The organism is Paeniglutamicibacter selenitireducens (genome assembly GCF_051550675.1).
Lineage (GTDB): Bacteria > Actinomycetota > Actinomycetes > Actinomycetales > Micrococcaceae > Paeniglutamicibacter.
On the sequence record NZ_JBPULF010000001.1, the window covers coordinates 358,537 to 376,875 of the forward strand.

Sequence of the window (18,339 nt, forward strand, 5' to 3'; positions counted from 1 at the left end):
CGGGTGCATCTGCCGTACACGCATGCCGCAATCGGCATACATGCACGGCAGAAACCCCTAGCCAAGCAGTGGTGCCAGGAATCGGCCGGTGTGGCTTTCGGGCACCGCGGCGACCTGCTCCGGGGTGCCGGTGGCGATGATCATGCCGCCGCCCGAGCCGCCCTCGGGGCCCAGGTCGATGACCCAGTCCGCGCTCTTGATCACGTCGAGGTTGTGCTCGATGGTGATCACCGTGTTGCCCTTGTCCACCAGCCCCTGCAGCACCAGCAGCAGCTTGCGGATGTCCTCGAAGTGCAGGCCCGTTGTCGGTTCGTCGAGCACGTAGATCGAGCGCCCGTTCGAGCGCTTCTGCAGCTCCGCGGCCAACTTGACGCGCTGTGCCTCGCCGCCGGAGAGCGTGGTGGAGGCCTGCCCCAGGCGGACGTAGCCGAGCCCGACGTCGACCAGCGTGCGCAAGTGGCGGGCGATCGGGGTGAAGGCGGCGAAGAACTCGGCACCTTCCTCGATCGGCATGTCCAGCACGTCGGCAATCGTCTTGCCCTTGTAGTGGACCTCGAGCGTTTCCCGGTTGTAGCGCGCGCCGTGGCACACCTCGCAGGGAACATACACGTCGGGCAGGAAGTTCATTTCGATCTTCAGCGTGCCGTCGCCGGAGCAGGACTCGCAGCGCCCGCCCTTGACGTTGAAGGAGAAGCGGCCCGGCAGGTAGCCGCGCACCTTCGCCTCGGTGGTCTCCGCGAACAGCTTGCGGATGTGGTCGAACACCCCGGTGTAGGTCGCCGGGTTGGAGCGCGGGGTGCGGCCGATCGGCGACTGGTCCACGTGGATGACCTTGTCCAGGTGCTCGAGGCCCTCGACGCGCGTGTGCCGGCCCGGCACCTGCTTGGCGCCGTTGAGCCGGTTCGCCAGCACCTTGTACAGCACGTCGTTGACAAGCGTCGACTTGCCCGATCCGGACACGCCCGTGACGGCAGTCAACACGCCCAGCGGGAACCTCGCAGTGAGGTCCTCGAGGTTGTTTTCGCGCGCGCCGACGACCTTGACCTCGCGCTTCTTGTCGATCTTGCGCCGCTTGGCAGGCACCTCGATCTTCTTGCGGCCGGAGAGGTAGTCGCCGGTGATCGACTTGGCGTTCGCCTTCAGGTCCTCCAGGGAACCCGAGTGGACCACCTCGCCGCCGTGCTCGCCGGCACCGGGTCCGATGTCCACGATCCAGTCGGCCTCGGCGATGGTGTCCTCGTCGTGCTCGACGACGATCAGCGTGTTGCCCAGCGAACGCAGGCGGGTCAGCGTCTCGATGAGCCGGCGGTTGTCCCGCTGGTGCAGGCCGATCGACGGCTCGTCGAGCACGTACAGCACGCCCACCAGGCCGGAGCCGATCTGCGTGGCCAGGCGGATGCGCTGGGCCTCGCCGCCGGACAGCGTTCCCGCCGCGCGCTCCAGGTTCAGGTATTCCAGCCCGACATCGAGCAGGAAGCGCAGGCGCGCCTGGATCTCCTTGAGCACCTGGCTGGCGATCTGTGCCTCGCGGCCGGTGAGCACGAGGTTCTCGAGGAACTCCGAGCACTCCCGCATCGGCATCGCCGACACCGCGGCGATGGACTTTCCGTTGATCAGGACCGACAGGGAGGCCGAGTTCAGGCGCGCACCGTTGCACTCGGGGCACGGGATCTGCCGCATGTACTCCTCGTAGCGGTCGCGCGCGTGGTCCGACTCGGTTTCCAGGTGCTTGCGGTGGATGTACTGCACCACGCCTTCGAAGCCCGTGGAGTACTTGCGTTCCCGGCCGAAGCGGTTCTTGTACTGCACCACGACCTTGTGGTCCTTGCCGTGCATGATTGCGGTGCGGGCCACGGCCGGCAGCTTGTTCCACGGGGTGTCGAGGGTGAAGTCCATTTCGGCGCCGAGGCCCTCGAGCAGGCGGTTCCAGTACTCGGTGGTTGCCGCGCCGAGCGACCACGGGGCGATCGCACCCTGCCCCAGCGGCATGTCCACGTCGGGAATGATCAGGTCCTCGTCAACCTCAAGCCGGGTGCCGATGCCGCTGCATGCCGGGCAGGCGCCGAAGGGGTTGTTGAAGGAGAACGAGCGCGGTTCGATCTCGTCGATGGCCAGCGGGTGCTCGTTCGGGCAGGCGAGGTGTTCGGAGAAGGCGCGGATGCGGCCGTCGTCTTCCGGGTCGACGTCCACGAAGTCGATCAGCACGCGTCCCTCGGCCAACCCCAGGGCGGTTTCGATGGAGTCGGTCAGGCGCTGGCGGACCGTGTCGTTGATGGCCAGACGGTCGACGACGACCTCGATAGTGTGCTTGAACTGCTTGCCGAGCTTCGGCGGTTCGCTGAGCTGGATGGTCTCGCCGTCGACCCGCGCACGGGAGTACCCCTTGGAACTGAGCTCCTTGAACAGGTCGACGAATTCGCCCTTGCGTCCACGGACAACCGGCGCAAGCACCTGGAAACGGGTCTTCGGTTCGAGTTCCAGCAGCTGGTCGACTATCTGCTGCGGCGTCTGCTTGGTTACGGCTTCGCCACACTCGGGGCAGTACGGTCGACCGACTCGCGCCCAAAGCAGACGCATGTAGTCGTAAATCTCGGTGATCGTTCCCACCGTCGAACGGGGGTTCTTGGAGGTCGACTTCTGGTCGATCGACACAGCCGGGGAAAGACCTTCAATGAAGTCCACGTCAGGCTTGTCCACCTGCCCGAGGAACTGTCGGGCGTAGGCCGAGAGGGATTCGACGTAGCGTCGTTGCCCCTCCGCGAAGATCGTATCGAAGGCCAGCGACGACTTTCCGGATCCGGAAAGACCGGTGAAGACGATCATTGCGTCTCTCGGCAAATCGAGGTCGACGTTGCGCAAATTATGCTCGCGCGCGCCCTTGACCACCAACCGGGTCAAATCGTGCGGACGAGGGGTTTCGAGGGAGCGGGAAGTAGCCACCCAAACATGCTAATCGAAAACTACTTCGAATGGCGCCGATGTGAGCAATTAGACCGGCCTTTGTTAGACCTGCGAGCTGAAGGCCGCCCTGACGTAGCCGATTGCGGCTTTTTCACTGATTCCCCAACGCGTTGCAACCGCCGCCAATTCCGAAGCGGCATCCGCCACGGCAATCGACCCCTGATCCTCCGAGGCTTGGACGATAGTGCCGTGCCGTCCTCGCGTAACCACCGCACCGCTTGCCTCAAGTTCCTTGTAGACCTTGGCCGCAGTGTTCACCGCAAGGCCCAGTTGCTCGGCGAGCGCCCGCACCGAAGGCAGCTTGGTTCCCGCTTTGAGCTTGCCCTTGGCGATTGCTGCGAGGATCTGCTGGCGCACCTGCAAATACGGCGCCGTCTTGTCTGTGCTGTCCACGTTGATGAATGCCAACGGATTGCTGTCCATGGATTAGGTCCTTTGATTGGGGAAGGTCGTTCCGCTTTCCAGATTATCCCGCTCGCCAATCCTCGCGTCGTAAAGTGGTGGTCATGAGCACAATCTTGCATGACCTAAATGACGTGACGGTTCGAGGTATCAGCGTTTCCGAGATGGCGAACAACGTGTATCTCGTGACATCCAAAGCCGATGGATCACAGCTGCTCATCGACGCAGCCGACGATGAGAATGCAATTTCCCAGCTGGTTCAGTCCGCGTCAGCCGATGCAGCGGTTCCGACATCACTGGTGGGCATCGCTACTACGCACCAGCATTGGGACCACATCCGCGCATTGAAGGCGCTGGCCGATTCCACGGGAGCGAAGACTTTCGCTGGGGCCGAAGACGTCGCCGGGATCCTGGAAGGCGCCTCGGTCAAGATCGACTCACCCCTTGGCCACGGAGACAAGATCCTTGTGGGCTCTACGGTTCTTGACTGCGTTCATCTTCGCGGCCACACCCCAGGCTCGATTGCCTTCATCCTTCGGGATAGCAGCGGAGCCACCCTGATCTTCAGCGGGGATTCGCTGTTCCCGGGAGGCGTCGGAAACACCGGAAACGACCCCGAGCGATTCACTTCGCTGTTGAACGACGTGACCGAAAGGCTCTTCGACCAGTATCCGGATGACTCGGTCGTGCTGACCGGTCACGGTAGTCCGACGACATTGGGTCAGGAACGACCACATCTTGGGGAATGGCGTAACAGGGGTTGGTAGAAGCCTTTGCTAGCCACCACCGGGCGGAATGGTGCCAAGGTCTTCCGGGGTACCGGGTAAAGGTGGCGCTATGGAGAGGAACACCTGGCCGCTCGGCGTTGTGATCTCGAAGGTGTGGCGAAGCCCGTCAACGACGCGCTCCTGCCACCCTTCGGTTTCCTTGGTGTAGTTGCACCATGCACAGCGCCCGTCACCGTTCACGGCGGTGGTTTGGCCTCCCATTGCCACCTGCTGGACGTGGTCGTAGTGCCTTATGGGCGCGTCGCAGTAGGGGGTTCTGCAGAATTGATCCCTGATTGCGATCATTCGCTTGAGCGGCTTGGGCATGATCCGCTTGGAAGACTCCATGGCGACAAGCTCGCCGCTGCTTGGCGCCGTGAACAGGCGCCTGATCCAGACTTGGGCTTTCGATTCCTTGGGCGAGCGGCTCGGGTCCCCCGTCACGAGATACCGGGCGTACCCGGCCGGTATGGTTCCATAGCCGCTGAGGTACGCCGGCTCGCTATCGCCTTGCAGCAAGGTGCGGTCGGTCATCACCAGATTGACCATCAAAGATGTGCCCGTGGCGGATGATTGTCCCGTAACGCGCTCCACGAATACGTCCACCTTCACCTGCATGTCCGTGCGGCGGTCTTCCGGCGAGCGCTTCTTGGCTACAGCGGCAGCCAATGCCTCATTCAGGGCCACGCCCTGTTCGAGAGGAAGCGTTCCGCTGATCCTCATGAAACCGCCTGGAACCACCCTCACTGAGATGGACCGTTTCCTGAGGGCCTCGGAGCTCCTGTTCATTTCGACAGTGCTGTCAAAAGCCAAGCTCAGTCGCTTCAGCCGGGCGGTAAGCTCCCGGGATCCCACTCCACGGAGGGCGCCGTTTCTGCCTGCGAGTTCACGGTCAATGATCTCTTGGACTACCGGATCCAGCTCACTTGTTTCCCGAACGATGATCATCGAACTTTTCTCATTGATCTCGCCTCGCCGCAACGCCTCAAAGGTATGCGGCATGTGCTCAAGCATTTTTCGGGAGTAGCTGAGGAACTGGGGTCCGAAGCATTGCGACTCGCCTCGCGCCAACGCAATTTCAGCGCCGGCGCCGCGGTTGGGGTTGTCCTGGTATTTGCCGGCGGATTGGTGGCGTGAAATCACAGCAACTTCCGCCGCGACGGCTTCAACCGATTGGCTTGCCGAGACCGAGGACTTCAGTTTTTCCAGGGCTGCGATTCGCGCGAATCCTGTGGCTTCGTCTTCAGCGGGCGGGAGGTTCCCCAGAGTTGCCGCGAACGCCAGAATCATCTCCAGGGCATCATCGTGCGTTGGGGTGCTGGCGTTTCGCGTCTCGGTGGAACGCCCCGGGACTTTCCGGATTGGCCTGTGCCCAAGAAGCATTTCCCCGGCCCGCTCGATTGGCAGCGATTCCGGGTTCGACGGTTCATCATCGAACTCTTCGAACATATTTACTACTATACGCCGCATGGGAGGTTTTGTGAAGGGTTCATCTTCCCTTGTTGGACACAAAACACCTAGTCACTACGAGTATCAGAAATCCACAGCCGGTTTCACGGGTATTGACACCACGTGACGAATTCAGCCCGGCACACTACTTGAAGGACATGCCTTGCGCTTCACAGGCACGCTTGAATTCGGCAGGGTCGTTGATCACGGGGCGACCGGCTTCATCGGTGTCGACGGCGTTCCGGATGGCTTCGGTCTTTGAAGACGCGCCATGCTCGGCAGCCTTGGCCAAGTTCGTGCGACCGACGTTGCCGCCGTCCGCATCCCCGCTCCCGAAATGGATACACGCCGTATTGCCCTGGACGTCGCTTTGTCGAAACTCGTCAGCACTGGGCCCCGCGCAGGCCGACAGGGTCAATCCAAGAACAACCAATGCAGGGATCACTTTCCTCATGACCTCACCCTACGAGCCAGCACCAACCGGCAACGAATTCAGCCCTTGCGGCCGACCATGAAAATGCGGCGGAACGGGAACAAAGTCATCAGTTCCCCGCCCACGCCCTCCATTGGCGGATAAGCCTGCGAGACAAGCCGCGCGTAGTCGGCCTCAAACGCCGCGGCATCAGCCGCATTCAATCTGGCAAGGACCGGACGCAGGGCTGTGCCTCGCACCCACTCGAGCACGGGGTCAGCACCCTTTAGGATCTGGCCGTACGTGGTTTCCCAGACGTCGGCTTCGAACCCCGCTGCAAGAAGGATCCTGAGATAGTCCGCCGGCTCCCCGACAGCATCGGTATGGCGCAACACGCCTGAGAGTTGCGGGGCCCAGCGGTCCGACTCCGCAAGTTCCCGCATGAGTGCATGCGAAGGGGAACCAAAATTGCCGGGCACCTGGACAGCAAACCATGCTCCGGGCCGCAGGGCATCGATCCAGCTGGCCATGAGTTCCCGATGACCGGGGATCCACTGCAGCATGGCATTGCTGACCAGGACATCCGTGGCGGGGTCCGGCATCCAGGTGATTGCATCGGCAAGTTCGAATTCCAGGCCGGGGGCATGCTGCCTGGCCCGGGCCTGCTTGACCATTTCCTCCGAGGCATCCAGACCGACGACCCTGGCGTCCGGCCACCTCTCGGCAAGCGACCGTGTCAACGGACCTGGACCGCAGCCAAGATCAACGACCAGCTTCGGGTCGTCGGCGGCGATGCGGCCCGTCAGGTCGAAAAACGGCCGGTCTCGGTGATCGGCGAACTGAACATACTTTTCCGGGTCCCATTTCATGCCCACAGCCTAGCTGTAGCCGAAACGGCCTGTCCGGGAGCACCGAAAGAAACCGCAACATAGGCGATAGGCTTGAAGCATCATGAATCTTACCGAGTTGCTGCCGAACACTCCCCCGCGTGGAGCCACCGCCGAATCCGTCTACGAAGCGTTCATCACCTGGGTGGAGGACCGCGGCATCGGACTGTACCCCGCACAGGACGAGGCCGTCATGGAGATCGTGGCCGGCAACAACGTCATCCTGGCCACCCCGACGGGTTCAGGGAAGTCGCTCGTTGCAGTCGCCGCCCACTTCTATGCGCTCGCCCGCGGAGAACGCAGCTACTACACGGCACCCATCAAGGCACTGGTCTCCGAGAAGTTCTTCGACCTGTGCAAAATCTTCGGCGCCGAGAACGTCGGCATGGTCACCGGCGACTCCTCGGTGAACCAGGACGCCCCGATCATCTGCTGCACCGCGGAGATCCTGGCCAACATCGCGCTGCGCGAAGGCAAGGAAGCCGACCTCGGCCCCGTCGTCATGGACGAGTTCCACTTCTACGCGGACCCGCAGCGCGGCTGGGCGTGGCAGGTTCCGCTGCTGGAACTGCCGCAGGCGCAGTTCCTTCTCATGTCCGCGACCCTGGGCGACGTCACCCGATTCGAGGATGAGCTGACGCTGCGTACCGGCCGCGAGACCACGACCGTGGCGCATGCCGAGCGGCCCATCCCGCTGCACTACTACTACTCGCAGGACCCGGTGCAGGAAGCCATCGAGGAACTGCTCAAGACCCGGCAGGTGCCCATCTACGTGGTGCACTTCAGCCAGTTGGAGGCGATCGACCGGGCCAGCAGCCTGATGAGCATCAACGTCTGCACCCGCGAGGAAAAGGACCGGATCGCCGAGCTGATCGCAGGATTCCGCTTCGCCGCCGGGTTCGGCAAGACGCTCAACCGCCTGGTCCGCCACGGCATCGGCGTGCACCACGCGGGAATGCTGCCCAAGTACCGCCGACTGGTGGAGCAGCTGGCACAGGCCGGGCTGCTGAAGGTCATCTGCGGCACCGACACCCTCGGAGTGGGCATCAACGTGCCGATCCGCACCGTGCTGATCACCGCTCTGTCGAAATACGACGGCGTGCGCACCCGCATCCTCAACGCCCGCGAGTTCCACCAGATCGCGGGCCGGGCCGGACGTGCCGGCTTCGACACCGCGGGAACCGTCGTCGTCCAGGCGCCGGAGCACGCCATCGAGAACAAGAAGGCCATGGAGAAGGCAGTCGCGAAGTTCGGCGACGACTCCAAGAAGATCCGCCAAGTGGTCAAGAAGAAGCCGCCGCAGGGCTTCGTGACATGGGGCGAGAAAACCTACGAGCGCATCATCGTCTCCACCCCGGAACCGCTGAGCTCCTCGTTCGTCGTCACGCACTCGATGCTGCTGAACCTGCTGGACCGCAAGGGCGACTCGTTCGCCGCGGCCCGCCGGCTGCTCACCGAAAACCACGAGACCCCGGCCAAGCAGCGCGCGCTGCAGCGCAAGGCATTGGGCATCCTGCGCGAGCTGCTGGCCACCGGCGTCGTCGAGCGCCTTGACGTTCCCGACGAGTACGGCAACAAGCTCGCGCTGACGGTGCACCTGCAGCAGAACTTCGCGCTGAACCAGCCGCTGTCCCCGTTCGCGCTGGCGGCACTGGAGCTCTTCGACGAGGAAAGCCCCGGGTACGCGCTGGACGTTGTTTCGGTCATCGAGGCCACGCTGGAGAAGCCCCGCCAGGTGCTCTCCGCCCAGGAGAAGAAGGCCCGCGGCGAGGCAATCGCCGCGATGAAGGCCGAGGGCATGGAGTACGACGCCCGCATGGCAGCCCTGGAGGAAGTCAGCTACCCGCAGCCGCTGGCCCAGGTGCTCGGCGACGCGTTCGAACAGTACCGCGCCGGCGCCCCGTGGCTCGGCGACTTCGAGGTCGCCCCGAAGTCCGTGGTCCGCGACATGTACGAGCGCGCCATGAGTTTCAGCGAATACGTTCAGCACTATTCGCTGGCCCGCTCCGAGGGCGTGCTGCTGCGCTACCTCACCGATGCCTACAAGGCGCTGCGCCAGACCGTCCCGCAGGATGCGCTGCGCGAGGACCTCGAGGACCTCATCGAGTGGCTCGGCGAAATGATCCGCCAGATCGACTCCTCGCTGCTGGACGAATGGGAGGAGCTGGCCAACGGCGTGCTCCACGAGCCGGACGCGGAAATCATCCCGCCGGCCCCCGAACGGCTGACCTCCAACGAACGCGCCTTCCGCGTGATGGTCCGCAACGACATGTTCAAGCGCGTGAAGCTCTTTGCCGACGAGCAGGACGAGGCGCTGGGCGACCTGGACGGGCACCACGGCTTCGATGCCGACGCCTGGGCCGACGCCATGGACGCGTACTTCGAGGAACACGAGGACATCGACGACGGCCCCGGCGGCCGCGGCCCGAACCTGCTGGTCATCACCCCGGGCGCCAAGACCTGGAAGGTGCGGCAGATCTTCGCGGACCCGGCGGGCAACCAGGACTGGGGCATCGACGCCACGGTGGACCTCGCCGATTCCGACGAGGCCGGCTACCCGGTCATCACCGTCACCAACGTGGGGCGCCTGGACTAGCACCGGGTACGCCAACGGCCCCGGTACTTCGTCTCCGCAGGGAATGAAGTGCCGGGGCCGTTACATTGGGGCGGCTAGAACCCCAGGAACTTGCTCAGCGACTGCGACTGGTCCCGGAGCACCAGCACCAGCGGCACCACCATACCCACCAGCGCGTAGGCGGAAACCGGGACGCAGAGCAGCCACTCGCGGCCGGACCCGGCCTTGCCCAGCACCGGGATGGCGATGCGGCCGCTGGGCTTCCAGACGTCCTTGAGCACCGGGACCTTGCGCAGCGCCCGTGGGGACTTGATCTTGATCGGCCAGATCAGGTTGCACCCGCCGACGGTGAGCATGTCGCCCAGGATGTGCACGGCGCAGCCCACGGCCACCGCGATGACCAGCCAGTTCTGCTCGTCCGGGGAGAACACCGCCACGAAGATGCCCGCCGGGACGGACAGCAGCCACGGCAACCTGGCCATGGTGTCGGGGATGAACTTCAGGGCCTTCAGCGCAAAGGACACCAGAAGCACCGCGAGCAACCCCGCGCCGGGGTAGATGATCCCGAACTTCTCGCTGTCCATGGTCCACAGTCCCAGCACCCAGGCCAGCGCCGTGAACACGCCGATGCCCAGCAGCGAGTGGGTGCCGTTGCGGTGCCCGCCGGAGACCTCGCCGATGCCGGCGCAGATCGCGTTGGAGACCGGCGGCAGGGAATGCGCGATGGTCGCGCGGCGGTGGTCGGCGTCGGGCAGCAGGGCCGCCCCGGCGCACACCATGGCGCCTGCGACTCCGGCAATGGGGGTTTGCTCCAGCAGGCCGAAGCCCAGCGGGATGGCATCGGGCATCCACGAGACCATCTCGGGGAGGTTGCCGGTGGGGAGCTTGAAGCTCGTGGTCAACGCGATCCAGGCTGCTGCGCCGGTGGCCGCGTGGTGGCCGCCCATCATTCGGGGGGTCCCCCTCTAACTTGTTCTGGCAATCGATCGCCCCCACCTTATGACGGCCCGCCCACGCGTTGGCTTCACCGCGCGCAATCCGCCCCGGTAGGCTTGGTCACATGCCTACCCTCCGACCCGCCCAACCGGCCGACGTCCCCGCAATCCTCCAACTCATCCACGAATTGGCGGTGTTCGAGCGGGAGCCCGACGCCGTCAGGAACACCGAGCCCGAACTCGCGGCGCACCTCTTCGGCCCCGCCCCGCAGGTCTTCGCCCACGTGGTCGAGGCCGAGGGCGAGGTGCTCGCCTTCGCCCTGTGGTACCTGACGTATTCCACCTGGGAGGGCACGCACGGCATCCACCTCGAGGACCTGTACGTGCGCGAATCCGGGCGCGGCGGCGGACACGGCACGGCGCTGCTGCGCGAGCTCGCGGCGATCGCCGTGCAGCGCGGCTACAAGCGCGTGGAATGGAGCGTGCTGGACTGGAACGAACCGGCCATCGGCTTCTACGACTCGCTCGGCGCCGGCTCGATGGACGGCTGGACCGTGCGCCGCCTCGAGGGCGACGCGCTGCAGGCACTGGGCTCGGCAGCACTGGGGGCCGCCTCGTGATCTCCTTCCGCGGCATGCACACCACCGAACACCACCTCACGGTCCCGCTTGACCACGCCAGGCCGGACGGTGAAACCATCACGGTCTTCGCCCGCGAGATCGTCTCGGCGGAGCACGAAGACGCCTCCGCGCTGCCCTGGCTGCTCTTCCTGCAGGGCGGACCCGGCGGCAAGTCCCCGCGCCCCGGGTCGCTCTCCGGCTGGATGGCCGAGGCCGCCAAGGACTTCCGCATCCTGCTGCTTGACCAGCGCGGCACCGGGCTGAGCACCCCCGCGAACCGGCAGACGCTGCCGCTGCGCGGGGACGCCGCCGCACAGGCCGCCTACCTGACCCACTTCCGCGCCGACTCGATAGTGCGCGACGCCGAGGCCCTGCGCGAATCCCTGGGCATCGAGCGCTGGAGCACCTTCGGCCAGAGCTACGGCGGGTTCTGCACCCTGACCTACCTCTCCCTGGCACCCCGGGCGCTGGAGCGCTGCCTTGTCACGGGCGGGCTTGCCTCGCTGACCGCCGACGCCGCAACCGTCTACCGGGCCACCTACTCCCGCATGGCCGCCCGCAACGAGGAGTACTTCTCCTGGTACCCGCAGGACCGCGAGATGCTGGCCCGCATCGCCAGACACCTGAAGGGCACCCAGGAACACCTGCCCAACGGGCGCCCGCTGACCATGGGGCTGGTGCAGATGCTCGGCCAGTTCCTGGGCGGCAACACCCGTGTGCACCAGCTGCACCACGTCTTCGAGGGCGCCCTGCTGCACACCCCCGGCGGCGAGCGGCTCTCGGACACCTTCCTGGCGGCTGTCCAGGAGCAGGCCGAGCGGACCACCAACCCGCTCTACGCGCTCATGCACGAATCCATCTACGGCCAGGGCGCCGCGACAGCGTGGGCGGCCGAGGCCGTGCTGGAGGAGTTCCCGGACTTCTCCCCCGCCGCCGAGGTGCCGTTGCTGACCGGCGAAATGGTCTACCGCTGGTACTTCGAGTCGGACCCGGTGCTGCGCCCGCTGGAGGAAACGGCCCGCATCCTGGCCGAGCACGAGGACTGGGCCCCGCTCTACGACCCGGAGGCGCTGGCCCGCAACACCGTCCCGGTGGCCGCCGCGGTGTACACCGACGACGTCTACGTCGATCGGGACCTGTCGATGGAAACCGCCGACGCCGTCGCCGGGCTCAGGGTCTGGGAGTCCGACGGGTTCCACCACGACGGGATCGCCGACGAGGGCGCGATGATCTTCGCCAAGCTGCTGGAAATGACCGGGCCGTTGGAAAAGACAGCCGCACCCGCGTAGCTTTCCTCCCATGGGCGATGAACGGGTATTGGTCACCGGCGGGTCGGGGTTCCTCGGCGCGCACTGCATCGTGGCGCTGCTCGAGCGCGGCTACCGGGTGCGCACCACGGTCCGCACGATGGACGGGGCGGCCGGGGTCCGGGCCGCGCTGCGCATGGCCGGGCACGGCGGCGACGACGCCGGCGTTCTCGAAGTCCTCGCCGCGGACCTGGCCTCGGACACCGGCTGGGCGGAGGCGGTCTCCGGGTGCGCCTCCGTGCTGCACACCGCCTCCCCCTTCCCGGTGACGGCACCCCGGGACGAAAACGAGCTCATCGTCCCGGCCCGCGACGGCGCCCTTCGAGTGCTGCGTGCCGCCCGTGGCGCCGGGGTCAAACGGGTCGTGCTGACCTCGTCGTTCGCCGCCGTCGGCTACGGCAAGGCACCCCGGGACACGGAGTACACGGAGTCCGACTGGTCGGATCCGGAGGCCCCGATCGGCGCCTACGGCAAGTCCAAGACCCTCGCCGAGCGCGCCGCATGGGACTTCACCAAGGCCGGCGGCCCACCGGAGCTGTGCGTGGTCAACCCGGTGGCGATCATCGGACCCGTGCTCGGACCCAAGCTCTCCACCTCGATCGAGCTCGTGCGGCGGCTGGTCTCCGGGGGCCTTCCGGGATTGCCCCGGGTTTCCACCGCGCTGGTGGACGTGCGGGACGTCGCCGACCTGCACCTGCGCGCCATGGTCGATCCGGCGGCGGCCGGCGAGCGTTTCCTGGCCGTTGCGGGACCGGCGTGGAGCCTCGAGGACATGGCCGGCGTCCTGCGCTCGGCCGGGTACCGGGCACCGGCGCGTGTGCTGCCCGACGCGCTGGTGCGCGCTGCCGCGGTGTTTGCCCCGGCATTGCGCGAGCTGGTCCCGCGGCTTGGCGTGGTGCGGAACGCGTCGAACGCCAAGGCCGTGGGCATGCTCGGGTGGACGCCGCGGCCCGTCGAGGAATCCTTGCTGGAGACCGTGCGTTCGCTGCAGAAGCTGGAGATGCTCTAGGACCTGCGCTGCGTGGCAAGCTCGCGCAGGCAGAACACCGTGACGGCCAGGATGAAGGCCAGGCAGAGGTAGCCGAGGCCGGCGAAGCCCAGCCAGGCCAGCAGCAGCCCGGATCCGGCAGCGCCGAGTGCCCCGGCCGCACCCATGAGCGTGTCGGAGACACCCTGCACCAGGACGCGGCGTTCGCGCGGGACCCGTTCGGCAAGGAACGCCGATCCGGAGACCGTGGCCATGGACCACCCCAGGCCCAGCAGCACCAGCCCGGTGGTGACGGCGCCCTGCGACTCAGCACCCAGGCCGCACACCAGCACCGCCGCCACCAGCATGCCCTGGGAGGCCAGCATCATCCGGATCCGCCCCATCCTGTCGGCCAGCGCGCCGATCAGCGGGGAGAGCGCATACATGCCGGCGATGTGCAGGGAAATGGTGAAGCCGATGACCACCAGGATGTCGCCGCCGCCGTGGTGCATGGCATGCCCCGGCGTCGCTGCAAGGTCCTTGAGATGCACCGGGGTCATCGACATGATCCCGACCATGACCAGGTGTGCCGTGACGATCACGGAGATCCCCAACAGCGCGCCCGGTGACCGGCGGGCGGCGGACAACCCGGTGGCCAGCGAGCCGCGCTTGCGCCCGGGTGCGGGCGACGGCGCGGCGGGCCGGTGCCCGGCGGTTTCCTCGAGGCCGCGGGCCAGGAAGATCGGGTCGGGGCGCAGCCCGATGTTCAGGATCGCGATGGCCAGCACCATGCCGGCCAGGGAGAAGAGGAACGGCCCGCTCATCGGCGGCAGGCCCATGCTTGCACCGAGTGCCGAGCCGGGGCCTATCAGGTTCGGGCCGGCGACCGCCCCGACGGTGATCGACCAGACCACCAGGCCCAGGTCGCGGCCGCGGGTGGCATCGTCCGCCAGGTCCGTGGCGGCAAAGCGCGCCTGCAGGTTGGCTGCGGACCCCACGCCCAGCAACGCGGCGCCGAGCAGCAGCACGGGGAAGCTGCGGGTGACAGGGGCCAGCATCATCAACACCGCACCGATCCCCGCCAGCGCGTAGCCCAGCGAGAGCGCCACCCGGCGTCCGCGCCTGACCGCCAGCGCGGCAAGCGGCAGCGCGCTCACGGCTCCCGCGACGGAGATGGCCGTGGTGGAGGCGCCGGCGAAGGCGTTGGACCCGGTCAGCTCCACGGCCATGAGCGATCCGATGGCCAGGCCGGCGCCGTTTCCCACTCCGGAGAGCAGCTGGGAGGCCGAGAGCGTGAGCACCACGCGGCGCTGTGCCGCGGTGCGCGTTGATGCCGTGGCTGTTGCGGGGCTGGGGGAAGTAGTCACCCGTGCAAGTTTAGCAACGGGGAGTTGCCATGGGGCCGGGCGGCTGTGCCGTTAAGCGGCCGCGGGGCCCGCTTCCGGATGGAAGCGGGCCCCGCGGGGAAGGATGGTGCCTGTGGGCTACTTGGAACCGTTGGAGGATTCCTCGGAAGCCTCGAGCTCGGCTGCTGCCATCCGCTCCGCTGCGGCTGCCTTCTGCTCGGCGGCAGCACGGCGGCCGGCCGGGGAGAGCAGCGAAGCCACGGTGGCGACAACGATGGTGCCGAGGATGACCACCAGGGAGGTGGTGATCGAGATGTCCGGCACCCACTCGATGTGGTGGCCGCCGTTGATGAACGGCAGCTCGTTGACGTGCATCGCGTGGAAGACCAGCTTGATGCCGATGAAGGCCAGGATGATCGACAGTGCGTGCTTGAGGTAGACCAGGCGGTCCATCAGGCCACCGAGCAGGAAGTAGAGCTGGCGCAGGCCCATCAGCGCGAACAGGTTCGCGGTGAAGACGATGAACGGGGACTGGGTCAGGCCGAAGATCGCGGGGATCGAGTCCACGGCGAAGAGCAGGTCGGTCATGCCGATGGTGATGAAGACCATGACCATCGGGGTGAACATCTTCTTGCCGTCGACGGTGGTGCGCAGCTTGTTGCCGTCGTAGTCCTTGGAGATCGGCAGGTTCTTGGTCAGCTTGTAGATCAGGCCGTTGTTGGCGCCGTCGGACTCGTCCTCGCCGTGGTCGGTGGCCTGCTTCCAGGCGGTCCAGAGCAGGAACGCGCCGAAGATGTAGAAGACCCACGAGTAGTTCTCGATGACTGCGGCGCCGGCGATGATGAAGATGCCTCGCAGGACCAGCGCGATGATGATGCCGAACATCAACACTTCCTGCTGGTACTTACGCGGCACCGAGAAGCGGGCCATGATGATGATGAACACGAAGAGGTTGTCGATGCTCAGCGAGTATTCGGTGACCCAGCCGGCGATGAACTGCTGGCCGAGGTCCGGTCCCGCCTGCCACCAGACAACGGCGCCGAAGATCAGGGCCAGGGTGACGTAGAAGCCGACCCAGAGGCCGGATTCCTTCATCGAGGGTTCGTGTGGTTTCTTGACCACGTACAACAGGTCAAGAAGAAGAATGATGCACAATGCAGAAAGAGAAATGATCTCAAACTGCAGCGACAAGCCGTGGTTTCCCAATGGTGGGGCCTTTCAAACGGGGTACGTGGAATTACCGCAAGTCTCTCCGCCGCCCACTCAGACCAGGACGACCGCTGCGCCCGGCGAGGCATCGATGCCTCGCGTGTTGACGACCACAGCACAATCGGGATACTCCCCTACGCTCGTACCAGTCTAGCGCAAGCATGTTTCGGGCATGTGAATGACCTGTGGGTTTACCCCGGATTCGTCGAACAGGCGCGGGCCGCCGACTCTATGCGTGGCCCGCGTTCTTCATCTGGCGCAGTTCCTTCTTCAACTCGGACACCTCGTCGCGCAGGCGCGCGGCAACCTCGAAGTGCAGTTCCGCGGCGGCCGCGTGCATCTGCTCGGTCATCTGGCTGATCATGTCCACGAGGTTCTCCGCCGGTGCGGCGGCCAGGCCGTCGGCACGGACCGCGTCGTGCGCCTTCTTGGTGCCGGAGGCCGAGCGCTTGGCGGTCTTGGCCAGGCGCTGGTTGTTCAGCAGTTCCTGGGTGTCGGCGTCCTCGCGGGCCAGCGAGTCGGTGATGTCCGCGATCTTCTTGCGCAGCGGCTGCGGGTCGATCCCGTGTTCCGTGTTGTACTTCTGCTGCACCTCGCGGCGGCGGTTGGTTTCCTCGATGGCCTGGGCCATGGCGTCGGTGACCTTGTCCGCGTACATGTGCACCTGGCCGTCGACGTTTCGGGCGGCACGGCCGATGGTCTGGATCAGCGAGGTCGCCGAGCGCAGGAAACCCTGCTTGTCCGCGTCGAGGATCGCCACCAGCGAGACCTCCGGCAGGTCGAGTCCCTCGCGGAGCAGGTTGATGCCGACCAGTACGTCGAAGAGGCCCATGCGCAGCTCGCGCAACAGCTCGACGCGGCGCAGCGTGTCGACATCCGAGTGCAGGTACTGGACCTTGACCCCGTGCTCGGTGAAGTAGTCGGTGAGGTCCTCGGCCATGCGCTTGGTCAGCGTTGTGACAAGGATGCGTTCGTTGCGTTCGACGCGCACGCGGATCTCGTCGAGCAGGTCGTCGATCTGCCCCTGCGTGGGCTTGACGATGATCTCGGGGTCGATCAGGCCCGTGGGGCGGATGATCTGCTGGACCACGCCGTCGGCCTTGCCGAGCTCGTACTTGCCCGGGGTGGCCGAGAGGTAGACGGTCTGGCCGATGCGCTCGAGGAACTCGTCCCACTTCAGCGGCCGGTTGTCCATGGCCGAGGGCAGCCGGAAGCCGTGCTCCACCAGGGTGCGCTTGCGCGACATGTCCCCTTCGTACATGGCGCCGATCTGCGGGACCGTCACGTGCGATTCGTCGATGACGAGCATGAAGTCGTCGGGGAAGTAGTCGATGAGGCAGTGCGGGGCACTGCCCGCCTCGCGGTCGTCGATGTGCCGCGAGTAGTTCTCGATGCCGTTGCAGAAGCCCATCTGCTCCATCATTTCCAGGTCGTAGGTGGTGCGCATGCGCAGGCGCTGGGCCTCCACCAACTTGTTCTGGCTCTCCAGCGTCTCGAGCCGGGACCGGAGCTCGTCCTCGATGTCGCCGATGGCCCGGTTCATGCGATCGGCGCCCGCCACGTAGTGGCTCGCGGGGAACACGTACATCTCGTTTTCCTCGCGGATCACCTCGCCGGTGACGGGATGCAGCGTGTGGATCGACTCGACCTCGTCGCCGAAGAACTCGATGCGCAGCGCCTGCTCCTCGTACATCGGGATGATCTCCACGGTGTCCCCGCGCACGCGGAAGGTGCCGCGGTGGAAGTCCATGTCGTTGCGCGCGTACTGCATGGAGACGAACTTGCGCAGCAGGTCGTCGCGGTTCAGCTCCATGCCCTTCTTCAGGGTCACCATGCCCGCAACGTACTCCTCGGGGGTGCCCAGGCCGTAGATGCAGGACACCGTGGCGACAACGACGACGTCGCGGCGGGTCAGCAGCGCATTGGTGGCCGAGTGGCGCAGGCGCTCGACCTCCTCGTTGATGGAGGAGTCCTTCTCGATGAAGGTGTCCGTCTGCGGCACGTAGGCCTCGGGCTGGTAGTAGTCGTAGTAGGAGACGAAGTACTCGACGGCGTTGTTGGGCAGCAGCTCGCGGAACTCGTTGGCCAGCTGCGCGGCAAGTGTCTTGTTCTGGACCAGCACCAGCGTGGGGCGCTGCACCTGTTCGATCAGCCAGGCGGTGGTCGCCGACTTGCCGGTGCCGGTGGCGCCGAGCAGCACCACGTCCTTCTCCCCCGCGTTGATGCGCGAGGTCAGTTCCTTGATCGCCGCGGGCTGGTCGCCGGCGGGCTTGAACTCGCTGATGACCTCGAAGGGGGCGACGACGCGGTTGATCTGCTGGGCAAGGCTCATGCCTCTAGGCTACGCCTCCCGGCCCACGCTTTGGCCGGTGCTCGCGGTGGGCTGAACGGTCCGTGAGCCCCGCCGGGATTTCGGGGAACGGCACACACCACTTACTATTGCTGAGGCGTGTGCTGCGCCACAACCCGCATTCAACCCCTCGTGCAGCCATGAGCGCAGCG

Annotated in this window: 14 protein-coding genes; 5 read left to right on the forward strand and 9 right to left on the reverse strand. The window is 65.9% G+C overall.

The features are described 5' to 3' along the window. Positions 1 to 57 precede the first annotated feature (57 nt). Both uvrA and ACSYDW_RS01670 read right to left on the reverse strand, forming a co-directional pair. Positions 58 to 2,940 (reverse strand): excinuclease ABC subunit UvrA, encoded by a 2,883-nt coding sequence (gene uvrA / locus ACSYDW_RS01665; protein WP_438336965.1) that lies wholly within the window; start codon positions 2,938 to 2,940, stop codon positions 58 to 60. 63 nt (positions 2,941 to 3,003) lie between these two features. Beyond that, entirely contained in the window at positions 3,004 to 3,384 is a 381-nt protein-coding gene (locus ACSYDW_RS01670; protein ID WP_438336966.1) for a GntR family transcriptional regulator, read from the reverse strand. An 83-nt stretch (positions 3,385 to 3,467) separates the two neighbouring features. Here ACSYDW_RS01670 and ACSYDW_RS01675 point away from each other — a divergent pair, with 83 nt between their 5' ends. Next, positions 3,468 to 4,130 carry an MBL fold metallo-hydrolase gene (locus ACSYDW_RS01675; protein ID WP_438336967.1) on the forward strand — a complete coding sequence of 221 codons (663 nt, stop codon included), beginning with the start codon at positions 3,468 to 3,470 and terminating at the stop codon, positions 4,128 to 4,130. Positions 4,131 to 4,139: 9 nt separating this feature from the next. On the opposite strand, the gene ACSYDW_RS01680 is transcribed toward ACSYDW_RS01675, so the two are convergent. From ACSYDW_RS01680 to ACSYDW_RS01690, 3 genes are all read right to left on the reverse strand, one after another. Continuing rightward, positions 4,140 to 5,579 (reverse strand): DUF222 domain-containing protein, encoded by a 1,440-nt coding sequence (locus ACSYDW_RS01680; RefSeq protein ID WP_438336968.1) that lies wholly within the window; start codon positions 5,577 to 5,579, stop codon positions 4,140 to 4,142. A gap of 145 nt (positions 5,580 to 5,724) precedes the next feature. Beyond that, a complete protein-coding gene (locus ACSYDW_RS01685; RefSeq protein WP_438336969.1) occupies positions 5,725 to 6,033 on the reverse strand; it encodes a hypothetical protein in 309 nt (102 codons plus the stop codon). A 38-nt stretch (positions 6,034 to 6,071) separates the two neighbouring features. Continuing rightward, entirely contained in the window at positions 6,072 to 6,860 is a 789-nt protein-coding gene (locus ACSYDW_RS01690; protein ID WP_438336970.1) for a trans-aconitate 2-methyltransferase, read from the reverse strand. Between the two features lie 82 nt (positions 6,861 to 6,942). Here ACSYDW_RS01690 and ACSYDW_RS01695 point away from each other — a divergent pair, with 82 nt between their 5' ends. After that, positions 6,943 to 9,474, forward strand: coding sequence for a DEAD/DEAH box helicase (locus ACSYDW_RS01695; protein ID WP_438336971.1), 2,532 nt, complete (start codon positions 6,943 to 6,945; stop codon positions 9,472 to 9,474). 74 nt (positions 9,475 to 9,548) lie between these two features. Here the strand turns inward: ACSYDW_RS01695 and ACSYDW_RS01700 are convergent, their stop codons facing one another. After that, complete coding sequence (locus tag ACSYDW_RS01700; RefSeq protein WP_438336972.1) at positions 9,549 to 10,403, reverse strand: metal-dependent hydrolase; 855 nt, start codon at positions 10,401 to 10,403, stop codon at positions 9,549 to 9,551. A 110-nt stretch (positions 10,404 to 10,513) separates the two neighbouring features. Between ACSYDW_RS01700 and ACSYDW_RS01705 the strand changes: the two genes are divergently transcribed. Genes ACSYDW_RS01705 through ACSYDW_RS01715 form a run of 3 tightly spaced genes read left to right on the forward strand, consistent with a single transcriptional unit; the run spans position 10,514 to position 13,324 of the window. Next, entirely contained in the window at positions 10,514 to 11,008 is a 495-nt protein-coding gene (locus ACSYDW_RS01705) for a GNAT family N-acetyltransferase (protein WP_438336973.1), read from the forward strand. Positions 11,009 to 11,022: 14 nt separating this feature from the next. Next, the gene (locus tag ACSYDW_RS01710) at positions 11,023 to 12,297 is read left to right on the forward strand and encodes an alpha/beta fold hydrolase (protein WP_438337316.1); all 1,275 of its coding nucleotides are present in this window, start codon (positions 11,023 to 11,025) and stop codon (positions 12,295 to 12,297) included. A 10-nt stretch (positions 12,298 to 12,307) separates the two neighbouring features. Beyond that, positions 12,308 to 13,324, forward strand: coding sequence for an SDR family oxidoreductase (locus ACSYDW_RS01715; protein WP_438336974.1), 1,017 nt, complete (start codon positions 12,308 to 12,310; stop codon positions 13,322 to 13,324). Here ACSYDW_RS01715 and ACSYDW_RS01720 read toward each other — a convergent pair. From ACSYDW_RS01720 to uvrB, 3 genes are all read right to left on the reverse strand, one after another. Then, complete coding sequence (locus ACSYDW_RS01720; protein ID WP_438336975.1) at positions 13,321 to 14,649, reverse strand: MFS transporter; 1,329 nt, start codon at positions 14,647 to 14,649, stop codon at positions 13,321 to 13,323. The two genes, ACSYDW_RS01715 and ACSYDW_RS01720, sit on opposite strands and share 4 nt — an antisense overlap. A gap of 117 nt (positions 14,650 to 14,766) precedes the next feature. Beyond that, positions 14,767 to 15,819: a TerC family protein gene (locus ACSYDW_RS01725; RefSeq protein ID WP_438336976.1), complete on the reverse strand. Its 1,053-nt coding sequence runs from the start codon at positions 15,817 to 15,819 to the stop codon at positions 14,767 to 14,769. A gap of 247 nt (positions 15,820 to 16,066) precedes the next feature. Next, on the reverse strand, positions 16,067 to 18,169 hold the full coding sequence (gene uvrB, locus ACSYDW_RS01730) for an excinuclease ABC subunit UvrB (RefSeq protein ID WP_438336977.1): 2,103 nt from the start codon (positions 18,167 to 18,169) through the stop codon (positions 16,067 to 16,069). Positions 18,170 to 18,339: the final 170 nt, after the last annotated feature.